General features: G+C 65.6%; 24 protein-coding genes and 1 pseudogene. 15 read left to right on the top strand and 10 right to left on the bottom strand.

Going from position 1 to position 24,310, the window contains the following annotated elements; genetic code table 11:
* Positions 1-102: 102 nt before the first annotated feature.
* The 8 genes from iolG to KZZ07_RS24100 form a co-directional block, all read right to left on the bottom strand.
* Positions 103-1,095: an inositol 2-dehydrogenase gene (iolG, locus tag KZZ07_RS24135; protein ID WP_219518555.1), complete on the bottom strand. Its 993-nt coding sequence runs from the start codon at positions 1,093-1,095 to the stop codon at positions 103-105.
* A gap of 187 nt (positions 1,096-1,282) precedes the next feature.
* A complete protein-coding gene (locus KZZ07_RS24130; RefSeq protein ID WP_219518552.1) occupies positions 1,283-1,573 on the bottom strand; it encodes a putative quinol monooxygenase in 291 nt (96 codons plus the stop codon).
* A gap of 70 nt (positions 1,574-1,643) precedes the next feature.
* A complete protein-coding gene (locus KZZ07_RS24125) occupies positions 1,644-2,612 on the bottom strand; it encodes a 2-hydroxyacid dehydrogenase (RefSeq protein WP_219518551.1) in 969 nt (322 codons plus the stop codon).
* A gap of 143 nt (positions 2,613-2,755) precedes the next feature.
* Entirely contained in the window at positions 2,756-3,748 is a 993-nt protein-coding gene (bhcD, locus tag KZZ07_RS24120) for an iminosuccinate reductase BhcD (protein WP_219518548.1), read from the bottom strand.
* Positions 3,749-3,837: 89 nt separating this feature from the next.
* Entirely contained in the window at positions 3,838-5,001 is a 1,164-nt protein-coding gene (gene bhcC, locus KZZ07_RS24115; RefSeq protein ID WP_219518543.1) for a 3-hydroxy-D-aspartate aldolase BhcC, read from the bottom strand.
* Positions 5,002-5,073: 72 nt separating this feature from the next.
* The gene (gene bhcB, locus KZZ07_RS24110; RefSeq protein WP_219518540.1) at positions 5,074-6,048 is read right to left on the bottom strand and encodes a beta-hydroxyaspartate dehydratase BhcB; all 975 of its coding nucleotides are present in this window, start codon (positions 6,046-6,048) and stop codon (positions 5,074-5,076) included.
* 10 nt (positions 6,049-6,058) lie between these two features.
* Complete coding sequence (bhcA, locus tag KZZ07_RS24105) at positions 6,059-7,249, bottom strand: L-aspartate--glyoxylate aminotransferase BhcA (protein WP_219518537.1); 1,191 nt, start codon at positions 7,247-7,249, stop codon at positions 6,059-6,061.
* Positions 7,250-7,267: 18 nt separating this feature from the next.
* Positions 7,268-7,429, bottom strand: a complete 162-nt coding sequence (locus KZZ07_RS24100) for a hypothetical protein (protein ID WP_219518521.1) — start codon at positions 7,427-7,429, stop codon at positions 7,268-7,270.
* On the opposite strand from KZZ07_RS24100, the gene bhcR reads away from it, so the two are divergent.
* The 15 genes from bhcR (at position 7,428) to KZZ07_RS24025 (ending at position 23,326) form a co-directional block, all read left to right on the top strand.
* Positions 7,428-8,249, top strand: a complete 822-nt coding sequence (gene bhcR, locus KZZ07_RS24095; protein WP_219518519.1) for an HTH-type transcriptional regulator BhcR — start codon at positions 7,428-7,430, stop codon at positions 8,247-8,249. The two genes, KZZ07_RS24100 and bhcR, sit on opposite strands and share 2 nt — an antisense overlap.
* Positions 8,250-8,360: 111 nt before the next feature.
* Complete coding sequence (locus KZZ07_RS24090) at positions 8,361-8,957, top strand: Hint domain-containing protein (RefSeq protein WP_219518517.1); 597 nt, start codon at positions 8,361-8,363, stop codon at positions 8,955-8,957.
* 281 nt (positions 8,958-9,238) lie between these two features.
* Positions 9,239-10,564, top strand: coding sequence for a serine/threonine-protein kinase (locus tag KZZ07_RS24085; RefSeq protein ID WP_219518514.1), 1,326 nt, complete (start codon positions 9,239-9,241; stop codon positions 10,562-10,564).
* Positions 10,565-10,580: 16 nt separating this feature from the next.
* Positions 10,581-11,483, top strand: a complete 903-nt coding sequence (locus tag KZZ07_RS24080; protein WP_219518511.1) for an FHA domain-containing protein — start codon at positions 10,581-10,583, stop codon at positions 11,481-11,483.
* The gene (locus KZZ07_RS24075; RefSeq protein WP_219518508.1) at positions 11,476-12,369 is read left to right on the top strand and encodes a PP2C family protein-serine/threonine phosphatase; all 894 of its coding nucleotides are present in this window, start codon (positions 11,476-11,478) and stop codon (positions 12,367-12,369) included. The genes KZZ07_RS24080 and KZZ07_RS24075 overlap by 8 nt, the downstream gene beginning before the upstream one ends.
* Positions 12,366-13,484 (top strand): hypothetical protein, encoded by a 1,119-nt coding sequence (locus KZZ07_RS24070; protein ID WP_219518505.1) that lies wholly within the window; start codon positions 12,366-12,368, stop codon positions 13,482-13,484. The genes KZZ07_RS24075 and KZZ07_RS24070 overlap by 4 nt, the downstream gene beginning before the upstream one ends.
* Before the next feature lie 47 nt (positions 13,485-13,531).
* Positions 13,532-15,517, top strand: a complete 1,986-nt coding sequence (locus tag KZZ07_RS24065; RefSeq protein ID WP_219518502.1) for a dynamin family protein — start codon at positions 13,532-13,534, stop codon at positions 15,515-15,517.
* Entirely contained in the window at positions 15,514-16,386 is an 873-nt protein-coding gene (locus tag KZZ07_RS24060; RefSeq protein WP_219518500.1) for a P-loop NTPase family protein, read from the top strand. The genes KZZ07_RS24065 and KZZ07_RS24060 overlap by 4 nt, the downstream gene beginning before the upstream one ends.
* A 75-nt stretch (positions 16,387-16,461) precedes the next feature.
* Positions 16,462-16,803, top strand: coding sequence for a hypothetical protein (locus KZZ07_RS24055; protein WP_219518498.1), 342 nt, complete (start codon positions 16,462-16,464; stop codon positions 16,801-16,803).
* On the top strand, positions 16,800-17,582 hold the full coding sequence (locus KZZ07_RS24050) for a hypothetical protein (RefSeq protein ID WP_219518495.1): 783 nt from the start codon (positions 16,800-16,802) through the stop codon (positions 17,580-17,582). Before KZZ07_RS24055 ends, KZZ07_RS24050 begins: the two co-directional genes overlap by 4 nt.
* A 197-nt stretch (positions 17,583-17,779) precedes the next feature.
* A complete protein-coding gene (locus KZZ07_RS24045) occupies positions 17,780-19,396 on the top strand; it encodes a peptide ABC transporter substrate-binding protein (protein ID WP_219518492.1) in 1,617 nt (538 codons plus the stop codon).
* Between the two features lie 132 nt (positions 19,397-19,528).
* On the top strand, positions 19,529-20,458 hold the full coding sequence (locus KZZ07_RS24040; RefSeq protein ID WP_219518489.1) for an ABC transporter permease subunit: 930 nt from the start codon (positions 19,529-19,531) through the stop codon (positions 20,456-20,458).
* A complete protein-coding gene (locus KZZ07_RS24035) occupies positions 20,455-21,390 on the top strand; it encodes an ABC transporter permease (protein WP_370631251.1) in 936 nt (311 codons plus the stop codon). Before KZZ07_RS24040 ends, KZZ07_RS24035 begins: the two co-directional genes overlap by 4 nt.
* On the top strand, positions 21,387-22,340 hold the full coding sequence (locus KZZ07_RS24030; protein ID WP_219518486.1) for an ABC transporter ATP-binding protein: 954 nt from the start codon (positions 21,387-21,389) through the stop codon (positions 22,338-22,340). Before KZZ07_RS24035 ends, KZZ07_RS24030 begins: the two co-directional genes overlap by 4 nt.
* Entirely contained in the window at positions 22,337-23,326 is a 990-nt protein-coding gene (locus KZZ07_RS24025) for an ABC transporter ATP-binding protein (RefSeq protein ID WP_219518483.1), read from the top strand. The genes KZZ07_RS24030 and KZZ07_RS24025 overlap by 4 nt, the downstream gene beginning before the upstream one ends.
* A gap of 6 nt (positions 23,327-23,332) precedes the next feature.
* Here the strand turns inward: KZZ07_RS24025 and KZZ07_RS24020 are convergent, their stop codons facing one another.
* Positions 23,333-24,130, bottom strand: a complete 798-nt coding sequence (locus tag KZZ07_RS24020) for a glutathione S-transferase family protein (RefSeq protein WP_219518481.1) — start codon at positions 24,128-24,130, stop codon at positions 23,333-23,335.
* 103 nt (positions 24,131-24,233) lie between these two features.
* Positions 24,234-24,310, bottom strand: a pseudogene (locus KZZ07_RS28160) (aldehyde dehydrogenase family protein); the annotation flags it as partial.

Genomic DNA, 24,310 nt, shown 5'->3' with positions numbered 1-24,310 from the left:
CTCACACCCGCGTTCGAGCCGGGATTTGGAAAGGAAATCTGACCGGTTTCGCGGGTGTCTTGGCAAGGCGCGCGCCCGGGTGTCCCGGGCGCGTCAGCAGAATCACGCCAGGCTCACAGCCTTGCCTGATCGGGCCGATTCCAGAGCCGCATCCGCCAGTTGCAGGGCTTTCAGCCCATCCTCGCCCGTTGTGGGCAGCGCGGCCCCCTCGTTCACTGCTGCGACGAAAGCAGCGATCTCGTTGGCATAGGCGGCGGCATAGCGGTCCATGAAGAAGTTGAGCAGCGGAGGCCGCCCGTAACCGCCGGTTCCAGCCACCTCAACGGTGCTTTCGTGCCGGTTCGCGGCGGCGGCCATGCCCTCGGACCCGTGCACCTCGATTCGCTGGTCATAACCATAGGTTGCGCGGCGCGAGTTGGTGATCACGCATTGCTTGCCGCTGGCGGTCTTCAGGATCACGTTGACGCTGTCGTAGTCGCCCAGGTCGCCGATCTCGGGATCGACCAGGACCGACCCCTGCGCCATGACCGTCACCGGCTCCTCGCCCAGCAGCCAGCGCGCCATGTCGAAGTCATGAATCGTCATGTCGCGGAAAATGCCGCCCGAGACCTTGATGTAAGAGGCCGGCGGCGGGCCGGGGTCGCGCGAAGTGATGACCACCATTTCGACATCGCCGATGGTGCCGGTGTCGATGGCGGCCTTGACCGACATGAAGTCCGGATCGAAACGGCGGTTGAACCCGACCATCAGCTTGGCGCCGGTTTCCTCCACCGTGGCCAAGGCCTGTTTGACCCGCTCTGCGGACAGGTCCACGGGCTTTTCGCAAAAGATCGCCTTGCCGGCGCGGGCAAATTTCTCGATCAGGTCCGCGTGGGTGTCGGTGGGGGTGCAGATGGCCACAGCATGCACATCGTCGCTGTTGGCGATTTCGTCGATGGTCCGCAGGTCACAGCCATAGCGCGCCGCCATGTCGTCGGCGGCCTGCTGGAACGGTTCGGCCAGCGCGACGAATGAGGCCCCCGGCGTGGCCGAGATCGCGCGGGCGTGGGCCTGGCCGATACGGCCAGCCCCCAGAATGGCAAATCCAAGTGTCATGTCTCTCTCCCTCAAAGGGCCGCCGCGGCGCAATCCTGCGCGCCCGTGCGGTCGGACCGATATGCCGCCGCTGCCCCCCCATCGGTCAAGCGGCCCGCCTCATGGATGCGTGATTTTCTATCAACTCTGAGACGGTGAGGGTCAAAACCTCTCATCCGCATGTCATTCCCCGTCACGGTTTCCGCGCTCAGCGAAAGACCTTGGCAAAGGTCTGTACCGACTTCGACATGACCAGCGGATCGATTGCGGCATCGAAGCTGATGAAATGAGAGGTGGTCATATGCGCCTCGAAAGAGGCCCGGTCGTCATATATCTCGTACAGAAACACCTCTTGCGGGCGCTCCGGGTCGACGCAGACATCGAACTGGCGGCATCCGGGTTCATCCCGCACGGAAGCATGGGCATTCTGGCGGACCAGATCCAGAAAGGCCGCCTCGGCCTCGGGCTTGATCTCGAAACGGACGGTGACTGCGTACATGGGTGCTCCTGTTTACGGTGGGCAGGTTAGCCCCCCTGCCCGTCCCGGTCCATGTCACAGGTCAAACCGCTCAGGCCACGCGGTCGCGCGGCTCCCTTCCGGCAAAGAAGTCCTCGAGGTTGTCCAACACGCGAAAGCCCATCGCCTCGCGCGTTTCGAGCGTTGCGCTGCCCAGATGCGGCAGCATGACCAGATTCGGCGCGGCCTTGAGGTCGGGCGCAATCGCGGGCTCACCCTCGAAGACATCCAGCCCCGCGCCGCCGATCCGGCCCGCCTCCAGCGCCCGGGCCAGCGCGGCGCCATCCACGACTTCGCCCCGCGCCGTGTTGATGAGAAAGGCGCCGGGCCGCATCGCCTCCAGCGCCTGCGCGTCGATCAGGTGGCGGTTGGCCGCCCCGCCCGGACAATGCAGCGAGATGAAATCGCTGGCGCCCAGCAGATCCCGCAGGCTGTCCACCTGCCGCGCGCCAAAGCGCTCAAGCACCTCGGGGGCCACCGGCGACCGGTTCTGGACCAGCACGGTCATACCAAACCCGAAATGCGCGCGCCGCGCCATTTCCTGCCCGATCCGGCCAAAGCCCACGATCCCCAGCACCTTGCCGGACACCTTGGTGCCCACCAGATGCGTCGGACGCCAGCCTGTCCACGCCCCGGCGCGCAGCTCACGCTCACCCTCGCCGGCGCGGCGGGCAGCCATCAAGAGCAGCGTCATGGCAATGTCGGCCGTGCATTCGCTGAGAACGTCTGGCGTGTTGGACACCACGATCCCCTGCCCCGCAGCGACCGCGGTGTCGATATGGCTGAAGCCGGCACCGTAGTTGGCCAGGATACGCGCCCGGGGTGCGCCCTCGAAAACCTCCGGCCCCAGGTGATCCGTGACGGTCGGCAAGACCGCGTCGTGTTCGGCCAGGGCCTTGCGGAAGTCCGCAGCGGTCATCGGTGTGTCGGTCTTGTTCAACGTGACGTCATAGAGCTCTGACGCCCGCGCCTCGACCGCCTCGGGCCAGCGCCGCGATAACAGGACCTTCGGTTTGCTCATGCTCTTTCCTTTTCATGCCGTGGCGCCACCTGGTCCACACTGACAATCCGCGCTGCCCGCGTCCAGCATCCGCGTGCCCCGAAAACGATAAACGGGCCCCGGAAATATCCGGAACCCGCCTGTCGCATCAATGCGGCGCCCTGTTACAGGCTGACCCGCTGCGCGCTGCCCTCCTCCTCGGCTAGGCGCGCGGCGACAGATGCCACGGCGAGATCCTGCAGACCCACGCCGGTGCCATCGAACAACGTGATCTCATCGTCAGAGGTCCGCCCGGGATGGGTGCCGTTGATGACGGCCCCGATGGGCGTGATCCGGTCCTCGGTCAGCGAGCCGTGGGCCACGGCGTGCTGGGCCTCTCCGATGCTGATGGATTGCGCCACCTCGTCGGTAAAGACCGTCGCCGCGGCGACCAGCGCGGCATCGACCTCCTGCTTGCCCTTTGTGTCTGTGCCCATGCAGGCGATATGCGTGCCCGGCTTGATCCAGTCCTTCATCAACAATGGCTCAAAGGCCGAGGTGATGGTGATGATGACATCCGCCTGGGCGCCCAGCTCTTCTTGCGTGACTGCCTCGAAGGGCAGGCCCAGTTCCTCGGCCACGGCACCCAGTTTGGGCAGCATCTCGGGGTGCGGGTTCCAGGCCACGACCTTCTCGAAATCGCGCTGTTCGGCGGCTGCCCGCAGTTGAAACTGCGACTGGTGGCCCGCGCCGACCATGCCCAGAACCTTGGCATCCTTGCGCGCCAGATGCGCGATCGACACTGCGGACGAGGCCGCCGTGCGCACCGCGGTCAGGTAATTGCCGCCTACGAGTGCGGCCAGTTGCCCGGTGTCGGGATCGAAGAGGAAGACCGTGGACTGGTGGTTGGTCAGACCCTTGTCCATGTTGCCCGGCCAATAGCCGCCGGACTTGACGCCCAGGACCTTGCCCGCCTTGTCGAAGCCGGATTTGAAACCGTAAAGGGCATCGGCATAGCCGATCGCCTCGCGCACGACCGGGAAGTTGTATGCATCGCCCTTGGCCATCGCGCCAAAGACCGCCTCGACCGCCTCGAAAGCTTCCTTGCGGCCAACCAGTCGCTCGCACTCTGCCTCGCCCACGATGACAAGGCCCTTTGTCTCGGGCATATCCTTCATCTTTCCTGTCCTTCTTACGATGTGACGGCGCCGGGACTGGCCCGGCGCTTTGTCATTGGGTCAGGTCGGGCCGCGGCCCGACCGCGGCCTCAGTAGGCGCGGCCGCGCGCGGACACCGGCCAGAGCGCCTCGACCTTGCCGTTGCGCACGCCGACGTACCAATCGTGGACGTTTGCGGTGGGGTCGCAATGGCCCGGCACCAGCTTCAGCTTGTCGCGCACCTTCAGCACGCCCTTGGGGTCAGCAATCACGCCGTGTTCGTCGGAACACTTGACGTATTCCACGTCGTCGCGGCCAAAGATCACCGGCAGACCGCTGTCGACGGACTGCGCCTTGAGGCCCGCGTCGCAGATGGCCTTGTCCGCCTTGGCGTGGCTCATGACCTGGGTCAGGATGAAAAAGGCGTTCTCCCACTCACCCTGGTCGATGCGGTTGCCGTCCTTGTCGAGGATGCGGCCATAATCCGCGTCCATAAAGGCGTAGGACCCGCACTGAAGCTCGTTGTAGACGCCCGAGTTGGACTCGAAATAATACGACCCGGTGCCCCCGCCTGACACGAGCTCGCACTCGATGCCCTCGGCCTTGAGGCCCTCGACCGCGTCCTTGACCATCGCGATGGCCACGTCGAGCTTCTCCTTGCGGGCCTCGTAGCTGTCGAGGTGCTGCATGGCGCCCTGATAGGCCTGGATGCCGGTGAATTTCAGTCCCGGCGCGGCCTCGATAGCCTTGGCGATGGCCGCCACATCCTCGGTCGTGGTCACGCCGCACCGGCCCGCGCCACAGTCGATTTCCACGAAACACTCGATCTGCGTGCCGTGTTTCTGCGCGGCTTCGGACAATTCCGCCACGTTGTCGATGTCGTCGACGCAGACGATGGTGCGCGCGCCCAGCTTGGGCAGGCGGGCCAGGCGGTCGATTTTCAGCGGATCGCGCACCTGGTTCGACACCAGCACGTCCTTGATGCCGCCCCGGGCAAAGACCTCCGCCTCGGACACCTTCTGGCAGCAGACGCCGACGGCGCCGCCCAGTTCCTCTTGCAGCTTGGCCACGTCCACCGACTTGTGCATCTTGCCATGCACGCGGTGGCGCATGCCATGCGCCTTGGCGTAGTCGCCCATCTTTTTGATGTTGCGTTCCAGCGCGTCCAGATCCAGCACCAGGCAGGGGGTCTGGATGTCCGCCTCATCCATGCCGATGGCGGCGGGAATGTCGAAGCCGACTTCGTATTCGTCGAGGTTGGTCACGTCTTTCATGGGGTAGCTCCCTTGTCTTGGTGTGGCGGGGCAGGCCCCGCCCTAGATTACGTCACGCGGCCGGGTGAGTGTTCATCCCAATGTCCACGGCAGCCGGTCCAGATCGACGTTGCCGCCGGTGATGATGACGCCCACGCGCTTGCCCCGGAACAGCTCGGGGTTCTTCAGGATCGCGGCCAGCGGCACGGCGCTGGACGGTTCCATGACGACCCGCAGGTACTTCCAGGTCAGCTTCATCGCGTCGACGATCTCCTGTTCGGACACCGTCGGCACATCGGTCACGAAGTTGGAGACGAAATGCCAGGTGTTCTCTTTCAGCGGCACCTTGAGACCATCTGCGATGGTCTCGGGCGCGTCGTCAGCAATGATATGCCCGGCCTTGAAGCTGCGTGCGGCGTCGTCTGCCTGTTCCGGCTCGGCGGCGTAGATCTTCACCTCGGGGGCGAGGTTCGACAGGGTCAGGCAGGTGCCCGAGATCATGCCGCCGCCACCGATGGGCGCAACAACCGCATCCACGCCGCCGGTCTGTTCCAGCATTTCCGCCGAACAGGTCGCCTGCCCGCAGATCACCCGGGGGTCGTTGTAAGGATGCACGAACTCTCCGCCTGTCGCGGCCTGAACCTCGGCAAAGACGGCCTCACGGCTGGATGTCGAAGGCTCGCATTCGGTGATCGTGCCGCCGTAGCGCCGCACCGCGTCCTTCTTGGCCTGCGGCGCGGTGCGCGGCATGACCACGTTGCAGGGAATGCCCCGCCGCCCCGCCGCGTAGGACAGGGACAACGCGTGGTTGCCGGAGCTATGGGTGCAGACACCGCGCCGGGCTGCCTCTTCCGAGAGACCGAAGACCGCGTTGCAGGCACCACGCACCTTGAAGGCGCCCGCCTCCTGAAAGTTCTCGCACTTGAAGAACAGATCCGCGCCGGTCAGTTCGTTCAGGTATTGCGACTGCAGGACCGGCGTTCGGTTGATATGGGGCCGGATGCGCTCATGCGCGGCGCGCATGTCCTCGATGGTCAGCGCTTCGGCCAGGGTCATCGCGTCAAGCATCTGTACCTCCTCAGGCTGCGGACTTCAGCGCCGCAACGCGGCTGGTCCGGTAGTATTCCTGCGCTGCGGCGACACCGCTGCCCAGGGTGATCGGATAGTTCAGATCGGCCATCGCCATCTCGATGCTGGCGAGCCCCGACAGGACCATGACATCGGTCAGGCTGCCCAGGTGGCCGATGCGGAAGGCCTTGCCGTCCAGCTGACCGAGACCGACGCCAAAGGACACCTTGTAGGCGCGATAAGCATGATCGGTCAGCGCGTTGCTGTCGAAACCCTCGGGGACACAAACCGCGCTGACTGTATCAGAATACAGGTCCGGCGTCTTGGCAACAAGGCTCAGGCCCCAGGCATCGACGGCGCGACGCACGCCCTCGGCCAGGCGGAAATGGCGCGCATAGACGTTCTCCAGCCCTTCTTCAAAGAGCATGTCGAGGCTTTCGCGCAGACCGTAGATCAGTTGCAGCGGCGGAGTGTAAGGGAATCCGCCCGTCGCATTGGCCTTCATCATGTCGCGGAAGTCGAAAAAGGTGCGCGACAGCCCGGCGTTTTCGATCGCGTCCAGCGCCTTGGGCGAGACGCAGAGGATCGCCATGCCGGTAGGCAGCATGAAGCCCTTTTGCGAGCCGCTGACAGCGATATCCACACCCCAGGCGTCGAATTCGAAGGGCATCGAGGCCAACGAACTGACGCAATCGACAAAGAGCATCGCCGGGTGATCGGCCCCGTCCAGCGCACGGCGGACGGCGGCGATGTCCGAGCGGACGCCGGTCGCGGTCTCGTTGTGCGTGGTCAGGACGGCCTTGATTTCATTCGCCTTGTCGGCGGCCAGGATCTCGGCGAACTTGTCGGCCGGGGCGCCCTCACCCCAGGGGGTTTCGACGATCTGAACATCCAGGCCGTGGCGCTGGCAGAGGTCGATCCACTTGTTCGAAAAGACGCCGTAGCGACCGACAAGGATCTTGTCGCCGGGGCTCAGCGTGTTGGTGACGGCGGCTTCCCAGCCGCCGGTGCCGCTGGCGGGGAAAGTGATGATCTTGCCCTCACTCGAACCGAAGACCTTCTTCGTGTCTTCCAGCACGGGGGCAAAGGTATCGACAAAGTCCGGCGCGCGGTGATCGCGGGTCTGGATCTGAATCGCGCGACGCAGGCGGTCGGGCATGTTGGTCGGGCCGGGGATGAAAACCGGGTTCTGGTCGGTCATGGCGTGGTCTCCTTCTTGTCACTCAATATCCGCCAAGAGCCCGAGTCGCGCAATTTTCTTGAAAAGCTTTTTCATTTCTGAGATGCTGATAGCAAGCACATGAAATTGAATGATATTCAGTTTCTCATTTTCCACCTTCGCACTTGCGGCGAAAAACTTTTTCGAAAGGCTTGCGCGCATGAACAGCCCCAAACGCCCCCGTGGCCGGCCCAAGTCGGCCTTCAAGGAAAGCTCTGCCGGAACGCTTCAGGCACTGGACCGCGCGCTGGGGGTGCTGACCGCGCTTGCCCGCGATGAGGGCACGACGCTCAGCGATCTTTCGCGCGAGATCGACATTCCCACCGCCACCACCCACCGCATCCTGACAACGCTCGAAAACCACCGTTTCGTGACCTTCGACGAGGAGCGCCAGGAATGGGCCGTGGGGATCGAGGCCTGGCGCACCGGCACCGCCTTTCTCAAACGCAACAGCGTGGTCGAGGTCGGCCGCCCGGTGATGCGCCGCCTGATGAAGGAAACCGGCGAGACGGCGAACCTTGCCGTTCCCGACGGGCGCGAGGTGGTCTTTGTCGGCCAGGTCGAAACGCCGAACCCGATCCGCGCCTTCTTTCCGCCGGGCACCCGGACCGCCATGCATGCCTCGGGCATCGGCAAGGCGATCTTGGCCGCAATGCGCCCGCAGGCGCAGCAGCGGCTGATCGAGGACATGGACCTGACGCCCTTCACTGCCAGCACCCATGTCACCCTGTCCGGCCTGACCGCCGACCTGCACAGCATCGCCGCGCGCGGCTGGTCGCATGACCGCGAGGAACGGCACGCCGGGATGTCCTGCATCGGGGCCGCGATCCTGAACGACCAGGGAGAACCCTGCGCCGGGATATCCGTCTCCGGCCCCACGGTCCGGTTCAGCGGCGAACGCATCGCGGATCTGGGCCGCCGCGTGGCCGAAGCCTCGCAAGAGATCACCGACCTGTCCGGCGGCGCGATGCACGACGTCTGATCCTTCGAATCCGGATCAAATCCCGCATGTTTCGCAGGGTCGCGTTGATCAAATCTCCATCTCTGGGGCCGAGCCTGCGGGCATTTCATCACGCCTCGGGTCGGGGAACCTATGGACCGCAGCGCCTTTCTTGCCGGGCTGGACAGCCTGTCGGCAGAGCCTGTCACGCTGAACGACGGCGCCCCGGCGCCGCCAACGCCTGTCGGTGGCCTGCTGGCCGGCACGCGGATCAAGACGCTGCGCGGTCACGTGCGGATCGAGGATCTGCGCCGGGGGGACAAGATCCTGACCCGCGACAACGGCTACCAGGTCCTGCGAAGCTGCCTGCGTATCCGGCCCGAAACAGCGCAGGGCCATGCAACACCGGTGCGTCTGCGCAAGGGGACACTCGGCCGTGGCGCGCCGGACCGCGCCTTGCGCACCGCCCCGGCCCAAAGGCTGCTGATCGGCGGCCCAGGACAGGGCCAGCCCGAGCTTCTGGTCGAGGCATCGCGCCTGTGTACCCTGCCCGGCGTGGCGCGTCTTCCCGGCCCCGGCGTGGGAGTCATCCAGCTGCTGTTTGATCGCCATGAACTGATCATGGCCAACGGCGCCTGGACGGAAAGCCGGCCGCCTTCGGGCAGTTCAGCCCGGGGCCTCGCCCGTCCGGTGATCCGGGATAGTGACCTGCGCGCCCTCTGCCTTGGCAAGCGGAGCGGTGCAGGCTGAAGGACACAGGTCACGCGGGACTCGACCTGTTTTTTATGGATCGCGGCAATTCGGTCGCAGCTCTCTTCTCAGTCCCCAGAGCTCCGATATCAGGCACCCAACGCGAAAACTGTCGCAATTACCTATAAAGATTGAATTTCCTTCGATCCAAGCGACGCATTTTCGTCCCAATTCGGACACCGCCCGGCCCGCAACGGCTGGTGATTTCGGGTCTGAACGCAACCCTGCACCGCATCCGGCCCCACCCGCAGCCTGTCCCGTTCGAACAGGAGTATCGAGGTATGACATACCAGTCGCAGATTCCGGTTTCCCACCCCGCCGAAGCCCTCGGTGACGGGCTGCCCCCGGGCACGACCCTGTGCAACGGACAATACACGGTCGACACCTACCTGAACTCCGGCGGCTTCGGCATCACCTACCTGGCACGCGACAGCCTGGGCCGCCGTGTCGTCATCAAGGAGTGTTTCCCCAACGCCATCTGTTGCCGCCGGGGGGAGAACGTGCGCCTGCGCTCGCAAAGCTATGACATGGATTTCACCCGCGCGGTCGAACTGTTCCAGAAAGAGGCGCGCGCGCTGGCGCAGCTTCAACATCCGAACATCGTCGGCGTACACCAGATCTTCGAGGCCAACGGCACCGCTTACATGGCGCTGGATTTCGTCGAGGGCACCGATCTCTTCGACCTGCTGGACCGGCACCCCGACGCGCTGACACCCGAGGCTCTGCGCGAACTGGCGGTGCTGCTCTTGCAGGCGCTCAGCTATGTCCACCGCAACGGCATCCTGCATCGCGACATTTCCCCGGACAACATCCTGCTGGACACGATGGGAACGCCGGTCCTGATCGATTTCGGGGCGGCACGGCAAAGCGCGACGCAGGCCAGCCGCGTGCTGTCCCGGGTTCATACGGTCAAGGACGGCTATTCCCCGCAGGAATTCTACATCGCCGGCAGCGCGCAGTCGCGGTCGAGCGATCTTTATGCCCTGGCGGCGACCTTCGTACACCTGATCGAAGGCAGCCCGCCGCCGAACAGCAGTCTGCGGCTGGCCGCCGTGGCCGAACAGCGCCCCGATCCCTTCCGCCCCCTGTCCGGGCGGTTCCCGCAACACGATCCGCGCCTTCTGGCGGCGATCGACCGCTGCCTGAACCTGTTCTCCAAGGACCGATTGCAAAGCGCCGACGACTGGCTGGATGCGCTGGCGGGACGGCGCCCGTCGCTGCTGTCCCCTGCGGCCCAGGCGCATGCCGCAGAGCCGCCTGTGGACCCGGTGCCCGTGGACCCGGAGATCGAGACAAAGATCGCCGAGATGGTCGCCATCAACCATGCCGCCATCGCCGAGGACAGTGTCGGGCGCAGCGCCCCCGTCAAGCGCGCGCCCCGTCCCGACCCCGAAGAGGCAAAGCGGGCCGCCGAACGTGAATACTGGGCGATCCTGAACGAGGATCCCGCCGACTGGGGCCGCGAGGCCGAACCGGACCCACCACAGCAAGAAGTTGCAGAAGAAGAACAGGCCACGCCGCCACCGCGCCGCCGCCGCTTTTCGCTGAGCGCGCTTCTGCCCTGGTCGGGCCGTGGCCAGCGGCAGGCGCTGGAAACGAACCTTTGAGGAAAGGGTGAAGGACATGCAGGGTATCAAGAACCTGATCGCGCGGAGACGCCCGGCTTCCGGTCCCACGCCGGACACAGCGCCGCAGGAGGCGCCCGTGCGCGACCCCTGGGATGATCTTGCCGGGCGCATGACCGGGGAACAGGACCCGCGCAACTGCGACATCGACAGCGCCCGCGCCGCACGCAACCATGTGCCCCGTCCGGAACGGCCGCAACCGTCACCCCGGCAGGAATGGGCCGCGCCCGCCGCAGCCGTCGCGTCCGATTCCGTCGATCTGCCGCCGCTCGACCTGGACGCAGCCGCACCCGCCAGCCCCCGGATCTGGGACCTGGAGCCGGACAGGCCCGAAGAACCCACCACGCCTTCACCCAGCAGCGCAGAGTCCCCGGCGCTGGCGCGCAGCGCCACCACGATTGGAACAGAGCCCCCCGAGGCGCCCAGACCCGGCTCGCAACGCGTCAAGACGCGGCTCCTGGGGTTTCATTCCGACCCCGCCGGGCCGGACCCGATGAACGGCCCCACCGCAAGCACTCCCAGCGCGGACCCCTTCTTTCCCATTGGCTGGATCGTCGTGATCGACGGGCCGGGGCGCGGGGCGAGTTTTACGCTGACGGCAGGCCTGTCAACCGTGGGCCGCGACCCGGACCAGACCGTGACCCTGGATTTCGGCGACACCGCCATTTCCCGAGATCGCCACCTGGCCATCGCCTATGACGAGGACGACAACCGCAGCTATATCGGCCACGGCGGCAAGGCCAATATCGTGCGCCTGAACGACAGGCCCCTGCTCAGCACCGAGGAATTGAACAACGGCGACAGCATCCGCATCGGCAAGACCGTGTTGCGCTTCGTGGCCTTCTGCGGCGACGGCATGTCCTGGGCCGCCCCGGACGGCGGGGCACAGGACAATGGCTGAGCTGGCCACCGACGCGGCCTCGGGCCAGTATCTGGGGCTGCGCAGCCGACAGGAAGACGCGCTGATCGCGCAGTTCCCCGAGGGGGACATGCCCGGGTTGGCCGTGCTGTCGGACGGCATGGGGGGACATGATGACGGCGACCTCGCCAGCCGCATTCTTGTCAGCGAGATGTTCGCCGAGATGTACCTGGCCGCAGCCCGCGCGCCATCGGAGGGCGACCCCGGCTTTCGTGCCGCTCTGGACAGCGCCAATGCCCGCCTGAAACAGCACATCGACGCGGAGTGCATCAGCGCCGACACGGGCGGGACGCTTGTGGGCCTGCGCGTGGACGCCGCCGGGCTGCGCTGGCTGTCTGTCGGGGACAGCCCGCTTTACCTGTTTCGCGACGGCGCGTTGCGGCAGCTGAACATACTGCATTCGATGGGCGCGCAACTGGACCTCCTGGCGGAACGCGGTGCGATCCCCCCCGAGGCCGCCCGCGACCACCCGCAACGCCATTGCCTGACCTCCGCCGTCACCGGCCAGAACGTGCCCTTGGTCGATTGCCCGGCAGAGGCCGTGACGCTGCAGCCGGGCGACATCGTCCTGCTGGCCAGCGACGGGTTGAACGTGCTTGATGCGTCCGAGATCGGACAGATCCTGCGACGGCGCCCGCAGGCGGGCAGCGCCGCCGTGGCCCGTGCCCTGCTGGCCGCGGTCAAGGCAAAGCAGGCCGAGCACCAGGACAATGTCTCACTGGTCGTGATCCGCATGATCCCCTGCCCCGACAGTGCAGTGGCCCGCCGCCCGGCGCGCCGCGCCGGACAGCTGGCCGCGCATTTGCCACGCCTCGGGATCGCCGGGCTGGGTGGCCTGATCCCCGTCAAGCGGAGGGCCGGCCCGTGACCCTGCAGCGCTCCGTGCATGACGATACCCTTGCCGGTCTGAAAGCACTCTGCTCCGACGCCCGGCTCTCCGCCAAGGCGCAGGCCAGTTGCGCCGCGCTGGCCGGGAAACTGGCAGCGCCGGTGCGCATCGGCCTGCTGGGCCTGCCGGGCGCGGGAAAACGGGCAATCCTGGCCGCCCTGGGCGGACTGCCGCCCGATCTGGGGACGCAGCCGTTGCCAACACTGGAGCTTAACCACGGCCCGACCGCCCGGACCGACGCCATGTTGGCGGACGGCAGCCGGATCGAGACCGAGGGCCTGCCCACGCCCGACCTCCTTGCTCAAGACCCCGTCTTCCTGCAGATCACATCGCCCGCCCCCGCTCTCTCGGGCCGCAGCCTTCTTTTGCTTGTCACCGATGCCAGCGCCTCGGATCTGCGCGCGGGATTGGCTTGGGCGGCGCCGCGCCTGGACCTCGCGCTCTGGTGTTCGCGGGACTGGGGCGATTTCGAGCGCGACCTGTGGCAAGCGGCACCGGATCGGATGCACAACCATGCCTTGCTGGTCCTGACCGGCGACCACCCTGCCCGGCCCCAGGACACGGAGTTCGACGGGCAGTTCCAAGTAAGTCCCGCCACCGCCCTAGGGCTGGCCCCGCTGGTGGCGCATCTCGACCGGGTGATCGAGGACGCCAGCCTGCAGGACATCCACGCCGCCCAGATGCTGCTGCACCGCTATGGCGCGCCGGCCCCTCGTATCGTCCTTGCAGAGCAGACACAGCCCGCAGAGATCATTCCGCACCCCGCCACCCTGCCGCCCGAGGCCGCGCGTGACCTCGCCCGGGTCTTTCACGCGGTACGCGACGCGGCGAATGACCTCTCCGCAACCCTCGAGAGCGGCTGCGACGAGGATACCCTGTTCACCGCTTTCGAAGAGACATTTTCCACGCTGTCCAGCAGGGCGGCCAGCGCCGACAGCCTGCAGGAACACCTGCCCGACCTCGCCGCGCTGTTCGATGAGGCGCAGGACCTTGCGCTGCTGCTGCGGATCGAAGGCGGCACAGACCAACTGGCCGATGCGGCGCAGCTGCTGCTTCAGGTCCGGCAGGATGTCGAGCAGCACATGGCCGCGTGACGGCCCCACAAGATCCCGCAAGAGGATACACAGGTGAGACAAGACCGATGACACAGGTTTCGACGGACCCGAACGACACTCCGCCCACCGCCTTTGACGGCTTTTCCGCCCTGGCCGAACGGCTGGCCGACATCGACCTGCGCTTTGCCGAACTGGGACAGTGCAGCGAAGAGAGCATCGCCCATCAGGCGCGCGAATATCGCCGCCAGATCCGCAGCTTCGAGCCCTCCGTGACCTTTATCGGGCAGGTCAAGGCGGGCAAGACCACGCTGGTGAACGCGCTCACCGGCTGGCCGGACCTGCTGCCCGCGGATGTGAACCCCTGGACCTCTGTCGTGACCTCGCTGCACATGTCGCCGCAGCTGAAACCGCAGGACCGCCGCGCCGCCTTTCGGTTCTTTACCAACGAGGAATGGGACCACCTGATCCGCCAGGGCGGTCGCGTGGGCGAAATCGCCGCGCGGGCCGGGGCGGACACGGAGCTGGAAAAGGTCCGCGCGCAACTGGACGAGATGCGCGAGAAATCCAAGGCAAGACTGGGGCGCAAGTTCCAGATGCTGCTGGGCCAGACCCATGACTATGACACTTTCGACCAGGAGCTGATCCAGCGCTATGTCTGCCTTGGCGACGATTTCTGGGAAGAGGCGGATGGCAGCCCCGACCAGGGCCGTTTTGCCGATATCACCAAGTCGGCGGACCTCTGGTTCCCCGCTCCGGACCTGCCCCTGGGCCTGTGCATTCGCGATACGCCAGGCGTCAACGACACCTTCATGATCCGCGAACAGATCACCATCAACGCGCTGCGCGGCAGCCGGCTTTGCGTGATGGTCCTGTCCGCGCAACAGGCGCTGTCCTCCGTGGATCTGGGCCTGATCCGGCTGATCTCGAACGTGAAATCGCGCGATGTCATCATCTTTGTGAACCGCATCGACGAACTGGCAGACCCGGTAAGCGCCGTTCCCGAAATCCAGGCCAGCATTCTTGCCACCCTGCGCCGCTTCGATGGCCCCCAGGAGGCCGAGATCATCTTCGGCTCTGGCTACTGGGGTCATCACGCCGTGGCGGGCCGCCTGGACGATCTGGGCAGTGACAGCGCCGAGGCGCTGGTCAACTGGGCCGAGGCGCATGTCACCGGCGCGCTGGCCCACCTGCCCCCGCAAGAGATCATCTGGCGGCTTTCCGGACTGCCCGCGCTTGGTGACGCCATTGCAGGGCGGATCGAACAGGGGGTGGGGGCCCGCCTTGAACAAACCTTGGGCGTGGCGCTGGATAACCTGCGCACGGGCAAGGCCGCCAGCGGGTCCCGCGACGGCTCCGGCGGCTTCGAGCCGAAAAACTTGACGATGGCACCGGCGGATATCGCCCACCAACTCGACCGGATCGAGGACCGCGCCTCTGCGGCGCTGGAGTCTCATCTTGCCCGGATGCACGAGGCCTTTGCCAGCCGGTCCGACAATGCCCGCCGCGCCTTTCTGGGGCGGGCCACCGGGTCCCTGGTCAAGCACCTGGAACAGTATGGCGAGGGAGAGGTCTGGACCTACGATCCCTCGGGCCTGCGGATGCTGTTGCGCAGCGCCTACAAGGTCTTTGTCCAGGGCGCGGGCAAGGCCGGGACAGAGGTTCTGGCCGGGGCGGCCGAGGACATCGGCGCGCTCTACCGGACAGCCTTTGCGCTGGAAACCGAAGGACCCGCGATCAAACCGCCGCCGCTGCCCTCGGCCCCCGCGCCGATCAGCCTGGGCCAGACCATCGCATTGGACCTGCGGGGCAGCTGGTGGGCGCGTTTCTGGCGGCGTCAGCGTGGCTACCACGCCTTTGCCGACGACTTCTCGCGCCTGATCCACGAGGAAACCAAACCCGTGGTCGAGGCCCTGCACCACCAGTGTGCCGCGCCCTTCTCGCAAGAGCTGCGCAACACGCTGACCGGGTTCATCCAGGGCCAGCGCGAGATCCTGACCGGCCTCACGCAGGACAGCACCGTCCCCCCGCACGCCCAAAGCCCCCGGAACCGACTGCAGAGGTCCGCATCATGACAGACGATCGCCCCACCGACCCGAGCCCCCGCAAGCCGCGCGTTGCCCTGATGGGAGAATTCAGCGCGGGCAAGAGCACCCTGGCCAACCTGCTGTTGGGGCAGAACAGCTCTCCGGTGCAGGTCACGGCCACGCAGCTGCCCCCGGTCTGGTATCAGCTGGGCACCCCCGGCGCCCAGCGCATCGGCCTGGACGGCGCTGCGACGCCCCTGCCCGCCGAGGACTGGACGGCGGTTTCGCCCGAGGACACCCAGATGATCCTGGCCCGGCTGGACGCGGATATCCTGCAGGCCTGCGACCTGATCGACCTGCCCGGAACGTCGGACCCGAACATGGCACCGGATTTCTGGGACACCTTCCTGCCCAAGGTCGACCTGGCGATCTGGTGCACCCCCGCCAACCAGGCCTGGCGCCAGTCCGAGGCCGCTCTTTGGGAACAGGTGCCGCCGCAGCTCTGGACAAAGAGCCTGCTGCTGATCACCCGCATCGACAAGATGCAGGGAGAGCGGGATCGGGCGCGCGTTGTTGCGCGGGTCCGGGCAGAGGCCGGGGCGCTGTTCCGTGACGTTCTGCCGATCTCGCTGACCGGCGCGCTGGCGGGCCGCGACAATGACGATGTGCTGGAGACAACGGGCGCCGCCGCCCTGGTGCGTTTTCTCTGTCATGCGCTCGAGGGGCTGGACCCGCCTGCCCCGGTTGAGACACCGCGCGCCGCCGCGACAGTGACTCCGGTGCACCGAAATCCGCCGCCATCGCCTGCTGCCGGTGCCGACATTGATACAGGCACAGAACCAAGGATCGTGCCCCGCCGGATCACGCGCAGCAAATCGCAGGGCGCCCGGTCAAGGCCCGAGCATCGTACCGCCTGACGTCCGGAATACCTTCCGGGGGTAAGGCGACCTTAACCCCGCGCAGGTCATGACAGAGGCAGCAGAGGCTGCCCGATGACCCGTGACGATCTTGCCAGTTTCCGTGCCGGTTTCGCCCATTGCGAACTGGTGATGCTTGCCGACACGTCGGCAGGCACGGTGCTGACCTTCGCCAGCGCCATTCACCAGGGACAGGAACGTCTTGACGATCTCTGCACCACGGCATGCACCCTGTTCCGTTCGGAGCTGCCGGTTTTCGGCTTAGCGGTCCTGAGCGGCCCCAGAGGCAGCAAACTGTTCCTGCAATCCCCCCGCGACCCATCCGAAGTGATCTGCGCGGTACTTGGGCCCCGGGCCGACGTGCCTACGATCTGCGCGGCGCTGGGGCGCCTCGCCGACCAGGAAAGCGTGACATGACCGATCATCCTTCGATTGCGACCATCCTGGCCCGGGCCGCTGCCCTGGGCACCGACAGCCAGACCCTGAACGCTCCTACGGCAGAAGAGGCGCAGGGCTTTGTCCTGGACGCCCTTGCTGCCTGCATTGCCCCGCGTGACCTGACCATCCTCGACGGCGGGCAGCCCCTTTTGCGGCTGGAAGCAGCGGCAGGACAGCTATCGCGCCTTGTCAGCCTGCCCGACACTGCCCCGGCGGAGGCGCGCGCGCTGGCGGGCCACCCTCTAATGTTCACGGATCTGGAGACCGTAGCCCGGACCCTTGCCCGGTTGCTGCCCGGCGACCAGCAGTTGCAGTGCAGGTCTGCCCCGCCCGCGCAGCCCCCCGATCCCGCGCAACCCGGAATTGCCGTCGACGCGCTCTATCGCCAGCTTGGGCTGGCCCCGCCGGACGCGGTTATACCCGACCGTTGGGCCTATCTTCTCGACGCTGCCGAGGAGATGCTGATCGCCGTCGTCGAACCGGGAAAAGCGCCCCGGCAGATTTGCCCGGACCGGCCCATGACCGGGGCATTGGAAAGGCAGATACGGACCCTGCTGGACCCACCAACCCCCGCCATCAACACGCTGGACAAAAACGAAATTCTGTTCTTCACCCTTGCCAGCGACCCCGATCTGGCCATCGGGTTGGCGCAGGAGGGCGCCCATCCCCGCGCCATGGTCATCGAGGCCGGGGCCATGGCAGAGGTCGCCGCCTTCTGGGCCAGTCTGGCGCATGTTCCCCTGGCCTGCGCCCGCTGAAAACCACCGCTGACAGACCAGGTGGAAACAGCTACGGCGTGATCCCGCCATACCGCCGCCTTCCTCCCTTGACCTCCCACCGCGTTTCACCCCACGGTTGACCCGACGACGGGCTTGCAGGCATCGAGAAAAGCCTTTGCAAGGTCCGGCAACTCGGGCACGCTTTGCCGCAAGAGCATCCAACCAAGGGGAAAACTATGAAATATCGTTCCGCGATTGTTCCATTTCTTTTGTCGACCACGCTGATGACCGCCGCCTTTGCCGCCGACGTCCCCGAGGGCACCCAGCTGGCAGCCGACCAGACCTTCACCTACCGCGTGCTTGACGAATTCTCCTCCTTCGACCCACAGGTGGTCGAGGACGTGAACGGCTCGGAGGTGGTGCGCGACCTCTTTGAAGGGCTCTACAACCAGAACGCCGATGGCGAGATCGTGCCCGGCGTCGCCCTCAGCCACACGGTCAGCGAAGACAACATGACCTACACCTTCACCCTGCGCGACGATGCCAAGTGGTCGGACGGCAAACCCGTCACAGCCAGCGATTTCGTTTATGCTTGGCAGCGCGCGGTGGACCCGGAACTGGCCTCGCCCTACGCCTGGTACATGGAGCTGATGTCGATCCAGAACGGCGCCGCGATCATTGCAGGCGAAAAGCCGATCACCGACCTCGGCGTCTCCGCCCCCGACGATCACACGCTGGTGGTGCAGCTGAGCCAGCCGCTGCCCTATTTCGCCAAGATGGTCACCCATGCCACCACCTTCCCCGCGCCGAAATGGGCGATCGAGGAACATGGCCAGGAATGGACCCGTCCCGGCAACATCGTCTCGAACGGCGCCTATGTGCTGACCGAACATGTGCCGAAGGAACGCTCGGTCCGTGAGCGCAACGAGATGTACTGGGACAACGACAAGACCGTGCTGGAACGGGTCGTGACACTGGTCATCGGCGACGAGGCGCAGGGCCTGACCCGCTGGCGCGCAGGCGAGGTCGACAAGACCGACATCCCCTCGGGGCAGTTCCCCACCTTGAAAGAGGAATTCCCCGACCAGGCCTATGCCCTGCCGCGGCTGTGCAACTACTACATGACCTTCAACCTCAAGGACGGCCCCGAGCCATTCCAGGACGCGCGGGTCCGCCAGGCGCTGTCCTACGCGCTGGACCGTGACGTGATCGTGGAGCGGGTGCTTCAGGGCGGGCAATTCCCGGCCTATACCTTCACCCCCGGCGCCACCGACGGTTTCGAGGTGCCCGAGGTCGACTACGCCAACATGACCCAGGCCGAGCGTGACGCCAAGGCCAAGGAACTGCTGGCCGCCGCGGGCTATGGTCCGGACGGCGACACGCTGTCCTTCACCTATCTCTACAACACCTCTGAAAGCCACCAGCAGATCGCCATCGTGGCCAGCCAGATGTGGAAGCAGAAGCTGGGCGTGGACGTGACGCTTGAGAACCAGGAATGGAAGGTCTTCCTCGAAACCCGGGGCAACCAGAACTTTGAACTGGCCCGCGGCGCATGGTGCGGGGATTACAACGAGGCCTCCACCTTCCTCGATCTGCTGACCTCGCAGTCTGGCTATAACGACGGCAAGTATTCCAACGCACGCGTCGATGAGCTGATGGCAGAGGCCAAGTCCTCGCAGGATACCAACCCGCTTTACTTCGAGGTCGAAGAGATCCTGTCCCAGGACATGCCGGTGATCCCGATCTACCACGCTTCGATCAACATGATGCTGAGCGACCAGATCAAGGGCTGGCCGGTCAACAACGTCGAGCAGAACTGGTACGCCAAGGACCTCTACAAGGTCGCCGAATAAGCGCCACGCCGCCTTCCCGCATCCCCCGCCCCGGACCAGATCCGGGGCCTCTGCCCGGTCCCACCGGCGCAGAGGTCCCGGGTCAGGCCCGGGACGGGGTCACCTTGCTCGAACCCCAGGTCCGGTTCCCAAATGTTCAACTACACCCTGCGCCGATTGCTGACGGTGATCCCGACGCTCCTGGTGCTGATCGTCTTTTCCTTCTACCTCATGCGGCTGGCCCCTGGCGGGCCCTTCACCTCTGAAAAGCCGCTGCCGCCCGCGGTGATGCAGAACGTGCTGGAACGCTACGGCATGGATCAGCCGCTCTACGTCCAGCTCTGGACCTACATCAAGAACATCGTCTTCCACTTCGACTTCGGCCCCAGCTTTGCCCAGAAGGACCGCACGGTGAACGACGTGATCGTGCAGGGCTTTCCGGTCACGCTGACCTATGGCTTCTGGTCGGCGGTCTTTGTGCTGGTGCTGGGCATCCCCTTGGGGATCATTGCCGCGCTGCGCCACAATTCGATCTGGGACTACACGATGACCGGCCTGGCGATCTTCTCGCAGATCTTTCCGAATTTCGTGCTGGCGCCGATCCTGGTGCTGCTCTTTACCCTGTCCTGGGGGCTCTTGCCGGGCGGTGGCTGGAACGGCGGCCAATGGGAATACATCGTCATGCCCGCCATCGCGCTGGGGACTTCGTACATGGCCGGCGTTGCCCGCCTGACGCGCGGCTCGATGCTGGAGGTGCTCAACGCGCCCTTCATCCTGACCGCCCGCGCCAAGGGCCTGCCTGAGCGGGTCATCATCTGGCGGCACGCGCTGAAACCGGCGCTTTTGCCGACGCTGACCTACATGGGGCCGGTCTTTGTCTACATGATCACCGGGTCCGTCTTCATCGACGTGTTCTTTTCCACCGGCGGCATCGGGCAGGATTTCATCGACGGCGCCTATAGCCGCGACTATTCCATGCTGCTGGGGCTTGCGATCCTCTACAGCCTGCTGACCTTCACCCTGAACCTCATGCTCGACCTGATGTATGCCTGGATCGACCCCAAGGTGCGGAGCAGCCTGTGACCGACACCCAAAAACGCCTCAACTCCAAGGAGTTCGCCGATCCCGTCGCCGAAGAGATGATCGTCTCGCGGTCGTTCTGGGCGGATGCACGGCGCCGTTTCCTGAGCCATCGGCTGGCGGTCTTTTCCGTGTTCATGCTGCTGGCACTGCTGCTCTTTGCCCTCTTCGGCCAGTATTTTGCGCGCTGGAGCTTCGAGGAAATCGACTGGAACGTTCTGGGACGGATCAAGACCGAGGGCGCGCCCAGCCTGGAGAACGGCCACTGGTTCGGCGTCGATGACCTGGGCCGCGATCTGTATGCCCGTGTCGTTCAGGGCACGCGCACCTCGCTGATGGTCGGGTTTGTCGCCGGGCCGCTGGCGGTCCTGCTGGGGGCGACGCTGGGCGCGCTTGCGGGCTATTTCGGCGGCAGGCTCGACCAGATCATCACCGGGTTCTACACGATCTGGATCTCGATCCCCTACATCATCTTCTTTGTCGTCTGGCAGGCCTTTTTCGGCCGCTCGCTGACGCAAATGATCATCGTCATCATCATCGTGAACTGGACCGCCGGTCTGCTGATCGTGCGCGGGCAGGTCATGATGCTGAAACACCGCGAATTCGTCGATGCCGCGCGGATGCTGGGCATGTCCGACCTCGCCATCATCTTCAAGCATCTGGCACCGAACATCCTCTGGGTGATCGTGATCTACACCTCGATCGTCATCCCCGAGGTCATCATGGCCGAAAGCCTCGTTTCCTTCCTGGGTGTCGGCATCCAGGAGCCGAACACAAGCTGGGGCGCACTGATCTCCGAAGGCGCGCGCACCATGACCTTCGGCACGCTTTGGCAACTGGCCTTCCCCGCCGCCTTCTTCGTCATTGCACAGGTCTCGCTCTACTATATCGGTGACGGCCTACGCGACGCGCTCGACCCCAAGGACCGCCGATGAGCCTGCTTTCCGTTGAAGACCTGCAGATCCGTTTCCGCACCGGCGACGGGCTGATCCATGCGGTGAACGACGTCAGTTTCGACATGGCCGAGGGTCAGAAACTGGCGCTCGTCGGCGAAAGCGGGTCCGGCAAGAGCCAGATCGCCCTGGCCATCATGGGGCTGCTGGCGAAAAACGCCGAGGTCGCGGGCCAGGTCCGTTTCGACGGGCGGGACCTGCTTTCCCTGCCCGCCTCGCAATTGAATGCCCTGCGGGCCGCCCAGATCGCGCTGATCTTTCAGGACCCGATGAGCTCGCTCAATCCCTACATGACCATCGAACGCCAGCTGGGCGAGATCGTGGAACTGCACGAAGGCGCCAGCCGGGCCGATGCCCGCAAGCGCGCGCTCGAGGTCATGGAGGCGGTGCGCATCCCCGACGCCAAGAACCGGCTCAAGGCTTATCCGCACGAGTTTTCCGGCGGCATGCGCCAGCGTATCGTGATCGCGATGGCCCTGATCTGCCGCCCGCGCCTGATCCTGGCCGATGAACCAACCACCGCGCTGGACGTCACCGTTCAGGCGCAGATCATGGCACTGCTGGACGAGATCCAGCGCGACCTGGGTACCGCCGTCCTGCTGATCACCCACGACCTTGGCGTGGTCGCGGGCTTCTGCGACGACACGATGGTGCTTTACGGTGGCCGCGTGATGGAGGCGGCGCCGACCACTGCGATCTTCGATGCGCCGGGCCATCCCTATACCCGGGGCCTTCTGCGCGCCGTGCCGCGGATCACCGAAGGCGACGTCACGCTTTCGGCCATTCCCGGCAGCCCGCCGAACCAGACCGCAGCACCCCGGGCCTGCCCCTTTGCGCCGCGCTGCGTCGATGCCATTCCCGCCTGCCACGACGGCCTGCCCGAATTCCGCGAGGGCCGCGCCTGTATCCGCCCGGTCGAGGAGCTGACATGAGCGATCCCATCCTCTCCGTCAAAGACATGCGCGTGACCTTCCCGGTGCGTCGGGGCCAACGTTTCCCCTGGTCCCCGCCCCGGCGCCTGCACGCGGTCAACGGCGTCAGCTTTGACCTCATGTCAGGCCGGGTGCTGGGCATCGTGGGCGAATCCGGCTGCGGCAAGTCCACCCTGATCCGCGCCATCGCCGGTTTGGGTCCGCATGACAGCGGCACCGTCACGCTGGACGGCAAACCCATCGACTATGCCCGCCGCGCCGACCTGCAAAGGTTGCGCCGGCGGATGCAGATGATCTTTCAGGATCCGATGGCCTCGCTCAACCCGCGCATGACCATCCGCGAGATCGTGGCGGAACCGCTGATCTACTTCTGCCCCGAGCTGAACAGCCGGCAACGGCGGCAGAAGGTGATCGAAATGCTGGACCGCGTGGGCATCGCCGAGCGCAACATGAACCGGTTTCCGCACGAATTCTCGGGCGGCCAGTGCCAGCGCATCGGGATTGCCCGGGCGCTGATCGCCCGACCGCAGATCCTGCTCTGCGACGAACCGGTCTCGGCGCTTGACGTCTCGATTCAGGCACAGGTCATCAACCTGCTCAAGGAGTTGCAGGCGGAAATGGGGCTGACGCTGATCTTTGTCGCCCATGACCTGGGCGTGGTCCGGCATATCTCGGACGACATCCTGGTGATGTACATGGGTGGCATGATGGAGATGGCGCCTGCGGGCGCGCTGGTGGCGAACCCGCGCCACCCTTACACGCAGGCGCTGCTGTCTGCCGTCCCCGTGCCCGACCCACGCGTGAAACAGCAACCGCAGATCCTGACCGGCGATCTGCCCAGCCCGATGGACCTGCCGCGGGGCTGCCTGTTCCAGTCCCGCTGCCCGAAACGGATCGACGCCTGCGCCCGCATCCGGCCTGACCTGCAACACCGTCAGGGGCGGCAGGTCGCCTGCCTGCTGGAGGATGAAAAGGCGCTGGCCTGACCGGCGTCAGACCAGCCCCAGAACCGCGTCCGAGGCACTGCCTGCGTACTTGTCGCGCGGCGGCATCGGCCGATCGCGCCAATGCGGTTCGAAGGCAAAGCTGGACATTTTCCGCCCCTCGACCAACGCCCCGTTCCCGGCCCCCATCGCGTAATCGTAGTAAAGCTTGACGATCTCCTCTTCAGAGACCTGGTCGGTGGCCGGATGCGCCATGCAGGCAGCGCGCCAACGCCGGACGCGGTCGTATTCCGGTCCTTCGGGCAGCGCAAAACCCTCGTAGTAATCGAGGAACCAGAAGCGTTTGAACATTGGCGTGAACACCGCCTCGGCCAGGCCGAAATCCTCGAACAGGAATGGCCCCTCGGGGCTATGCTCACACAGAAAACCGTCAATGTCGCGATAGAGACCCAACAGCTTGTCGCGATGCCCCGCCCGCTGATCGCGATCCTGGTTCAGGACGAAGAGATAGCCCGCCGTGGTGAACGCGCCTTCGCGGGCGATCAGCATGGATTCCACTGCATGTTCAAAGGGGTCCACCCGGCGCAGCGGACCGCCCGGCAGCGCTTCGTCGAGGTAGCGCAGGATGACGAGGCTCTCCTTGAGGATCCGCCCGTCTGAAGTTTCCAGCACCGGCAGGGCCGTGGTGCCACGGGTCTTGCGCAGCAATTCTGGATCGCGGGGCCTAGTGATGTCGACCACACGGAATTCAACGGCCTCCGGCGTGCCACGCAGGGCGAGCAGGATTTCCAACCGCTGCGAAAAGGGACAGACGGGGATGTGATAGACGATCGGTTTTTTGGTCATGCTCGGCTCCTTGGGCGCAGTCGCACCGCAGGATAGCCGCGATCGCCTGTTCGCACAGCCCCCGAGGGCCTGCCCGCAACCGGACAGGCCTTCGGGACGTTTCTTACCGCAGGTCCCCGGGCAGCAGGGCGTCGGGGAGGTTCTGGTAGCAGACCGGGCGCAGGAAGCGGCGGATGGCCA

It is taken from the genome of Mameliella sp. CS4, assembly GCF_019392335.1.
In the GTDB taxonomy this organism is placed as follows: Bacteria; Pseudomonadota; Alphaproteobacteria; order Rhodobacterales; family Rhodobacteraceae; genus Antarctobacter.
The sequence above is the reverse complement of the archived record's forward strand: the minus strand, read 5'-3'. Positions and strand labels throughout refer to the sequence as shown.

Bases quoted from the DNA above. Each gene is read 5' to 3' on its own strand.
- KZZ07_RS24045 (WP_219518492.1), top strand. From the start codon at position 17,780: ATGAAATATCGTTCCGCGATTGTTCCATTTCTTTTGTCGACCACGCTG.
- bhcD (WP_219518548.1), bottom strand. From the start codon at position 3,748: ATGAAGGATATGCCCGAGACAAAGGGCCTTGTCATCGTGGGCGAGGCA.
- KZZ07_RS24130 (WP_219518552.1), bottom strand. From the start codon at position 1,573: ATGTACGCAGTCACCGTCCGTTTCGAGATCAAGCCCGAGGCCGAGGCG.
- KZZ07_RS24085 (WP_219518514.1), top strand. From the start codon at position 9,239: ATGACATACCAGTCGCAGATTCCGGTTTCCCACCCCGCCGAAGCCCTC.
- bhcB (WP_219518540.1), bottom strand. From the start codon at position 6,048: ATGCTTGACGCGATGACCCTGGCCGAAGCGCTGACCATCGAGGACATG.
- iolG (WP_219518555.1), bottom strand. From the start codon at position 1,095: ATGACACTTGGATTTGCCATTCTGGGGGCTGGCCGTATCGGCCAGGCC.
- KZZ07_RS24080 (WP_219518511.1), top strand. From the start codon at position 10,581: ATGCAGGGTATCAAGAACCTGATCGCGCGGAGACGCCCGGCTTCCGGT.
- bhcA (WP_219518537.1), bottom strand. From the start codon at position 7,249: ATGACCGACCAGAACCCGGTTTTCATCCCCGGCCCGACCAACATGCCC.
- KZZ07_RS24075 (WP_219518508.1), top strand. From the start codon at position 11,476: ATGGCTGAGCTGGCCACCGACGCGGCCTCGGGCCAGTATCTGGGGCTG.
- KZZ07_RS24090 (WP_219518517.1), top strand. From the start codon at position 8,361: ATGGACCGCAGCGCCTTTCTTGCCGGGCTGGACAGCCTGTCGGCAGAG.
- KZZ07_RS24030 (WP_219518486.1), top strand. From the start codon at position 21,387: ATGAGCCTGCTTTCCGTTGAAGACCTGCAGATCCGTTTCCGCACCGGC.
- KZZ07_RS24060 (WP_219518500.1), top strand. From the start codon at position 15,514: ATGACAGACGATCGCCCCACCGACCCGAGCCCCCGCAAGCCGCGCGTT.
- bhcR (WP_219518519.1), top strand. From the start codon at position 7,428: ATGAACAGCCCCAAACGCCCCCGTGGCCGGCCCAAGTCGGCCTTCAAG.
- KZZ07_RS24040 (WP_219518489.1), top strand. From the start codon at position 19,529: ATGTTCAACTACACCCTGCGCCGATTGCTGACGGTGATCCCGACGCTC.
- KZZ07_RS24025 (WP_219518483.1), top strand. From the start codon at position 22,337: ATGAGCGATCCCATCCTCTCCGTCAAAGACATGCGCGTGACCTTCCCG.
- KZZ07_RS24055 (WP_219518498.1), top strand. From the start codon at position 16,462: ATGACCCGTGACGATCTTGCCAGTTTCCGTGCCGGTTTCGCCCATTGC.
- KZZ07_RS24100 (WP_219518521.1), bottom strand. From the start codon at position 7,429: ATGCGCGCAAGCCTTTCGAAAAAGTTTTTCGCCGCAAGTGCGAAGGTG.
- KZZ07_RS24125 (WP_219518551.1), bottom strand. From the start codon at position 2,612: ATGAGCAAACCGAAGGTCCTGTTATCGCGGCGCTGGCCCGAGGCGGTC.
- bhcC (WP_219518543.1), bottom strand. From the start codon at position 5,001: ATGAAAGACGTGACCAACCTCGACGAATACGAAGTCGGCTTCGACATT.
- KZZ07_RS24050 (WP_219518495.1), top strand. From the start codon at position 16,800: ATGACCGATCATCCTTCGATTGCGACCATCCTGGCCCGGGCCGCTGCC.
- KZZ07_RS24020 (WP_219518481.1), bottom strand. From the start codon at position 24,130: ATGACCAAAAAACCGATCGTCTATCACATCCCCGTCTGTCCCTTTTCG.
- KZZ07_RS24065 (WP_219518502.1), top strand. From the start codon at position 13,532: ATGACACAGGTTTCGACGGACCCGAACGACACTCCGCCCACCGCCTTT.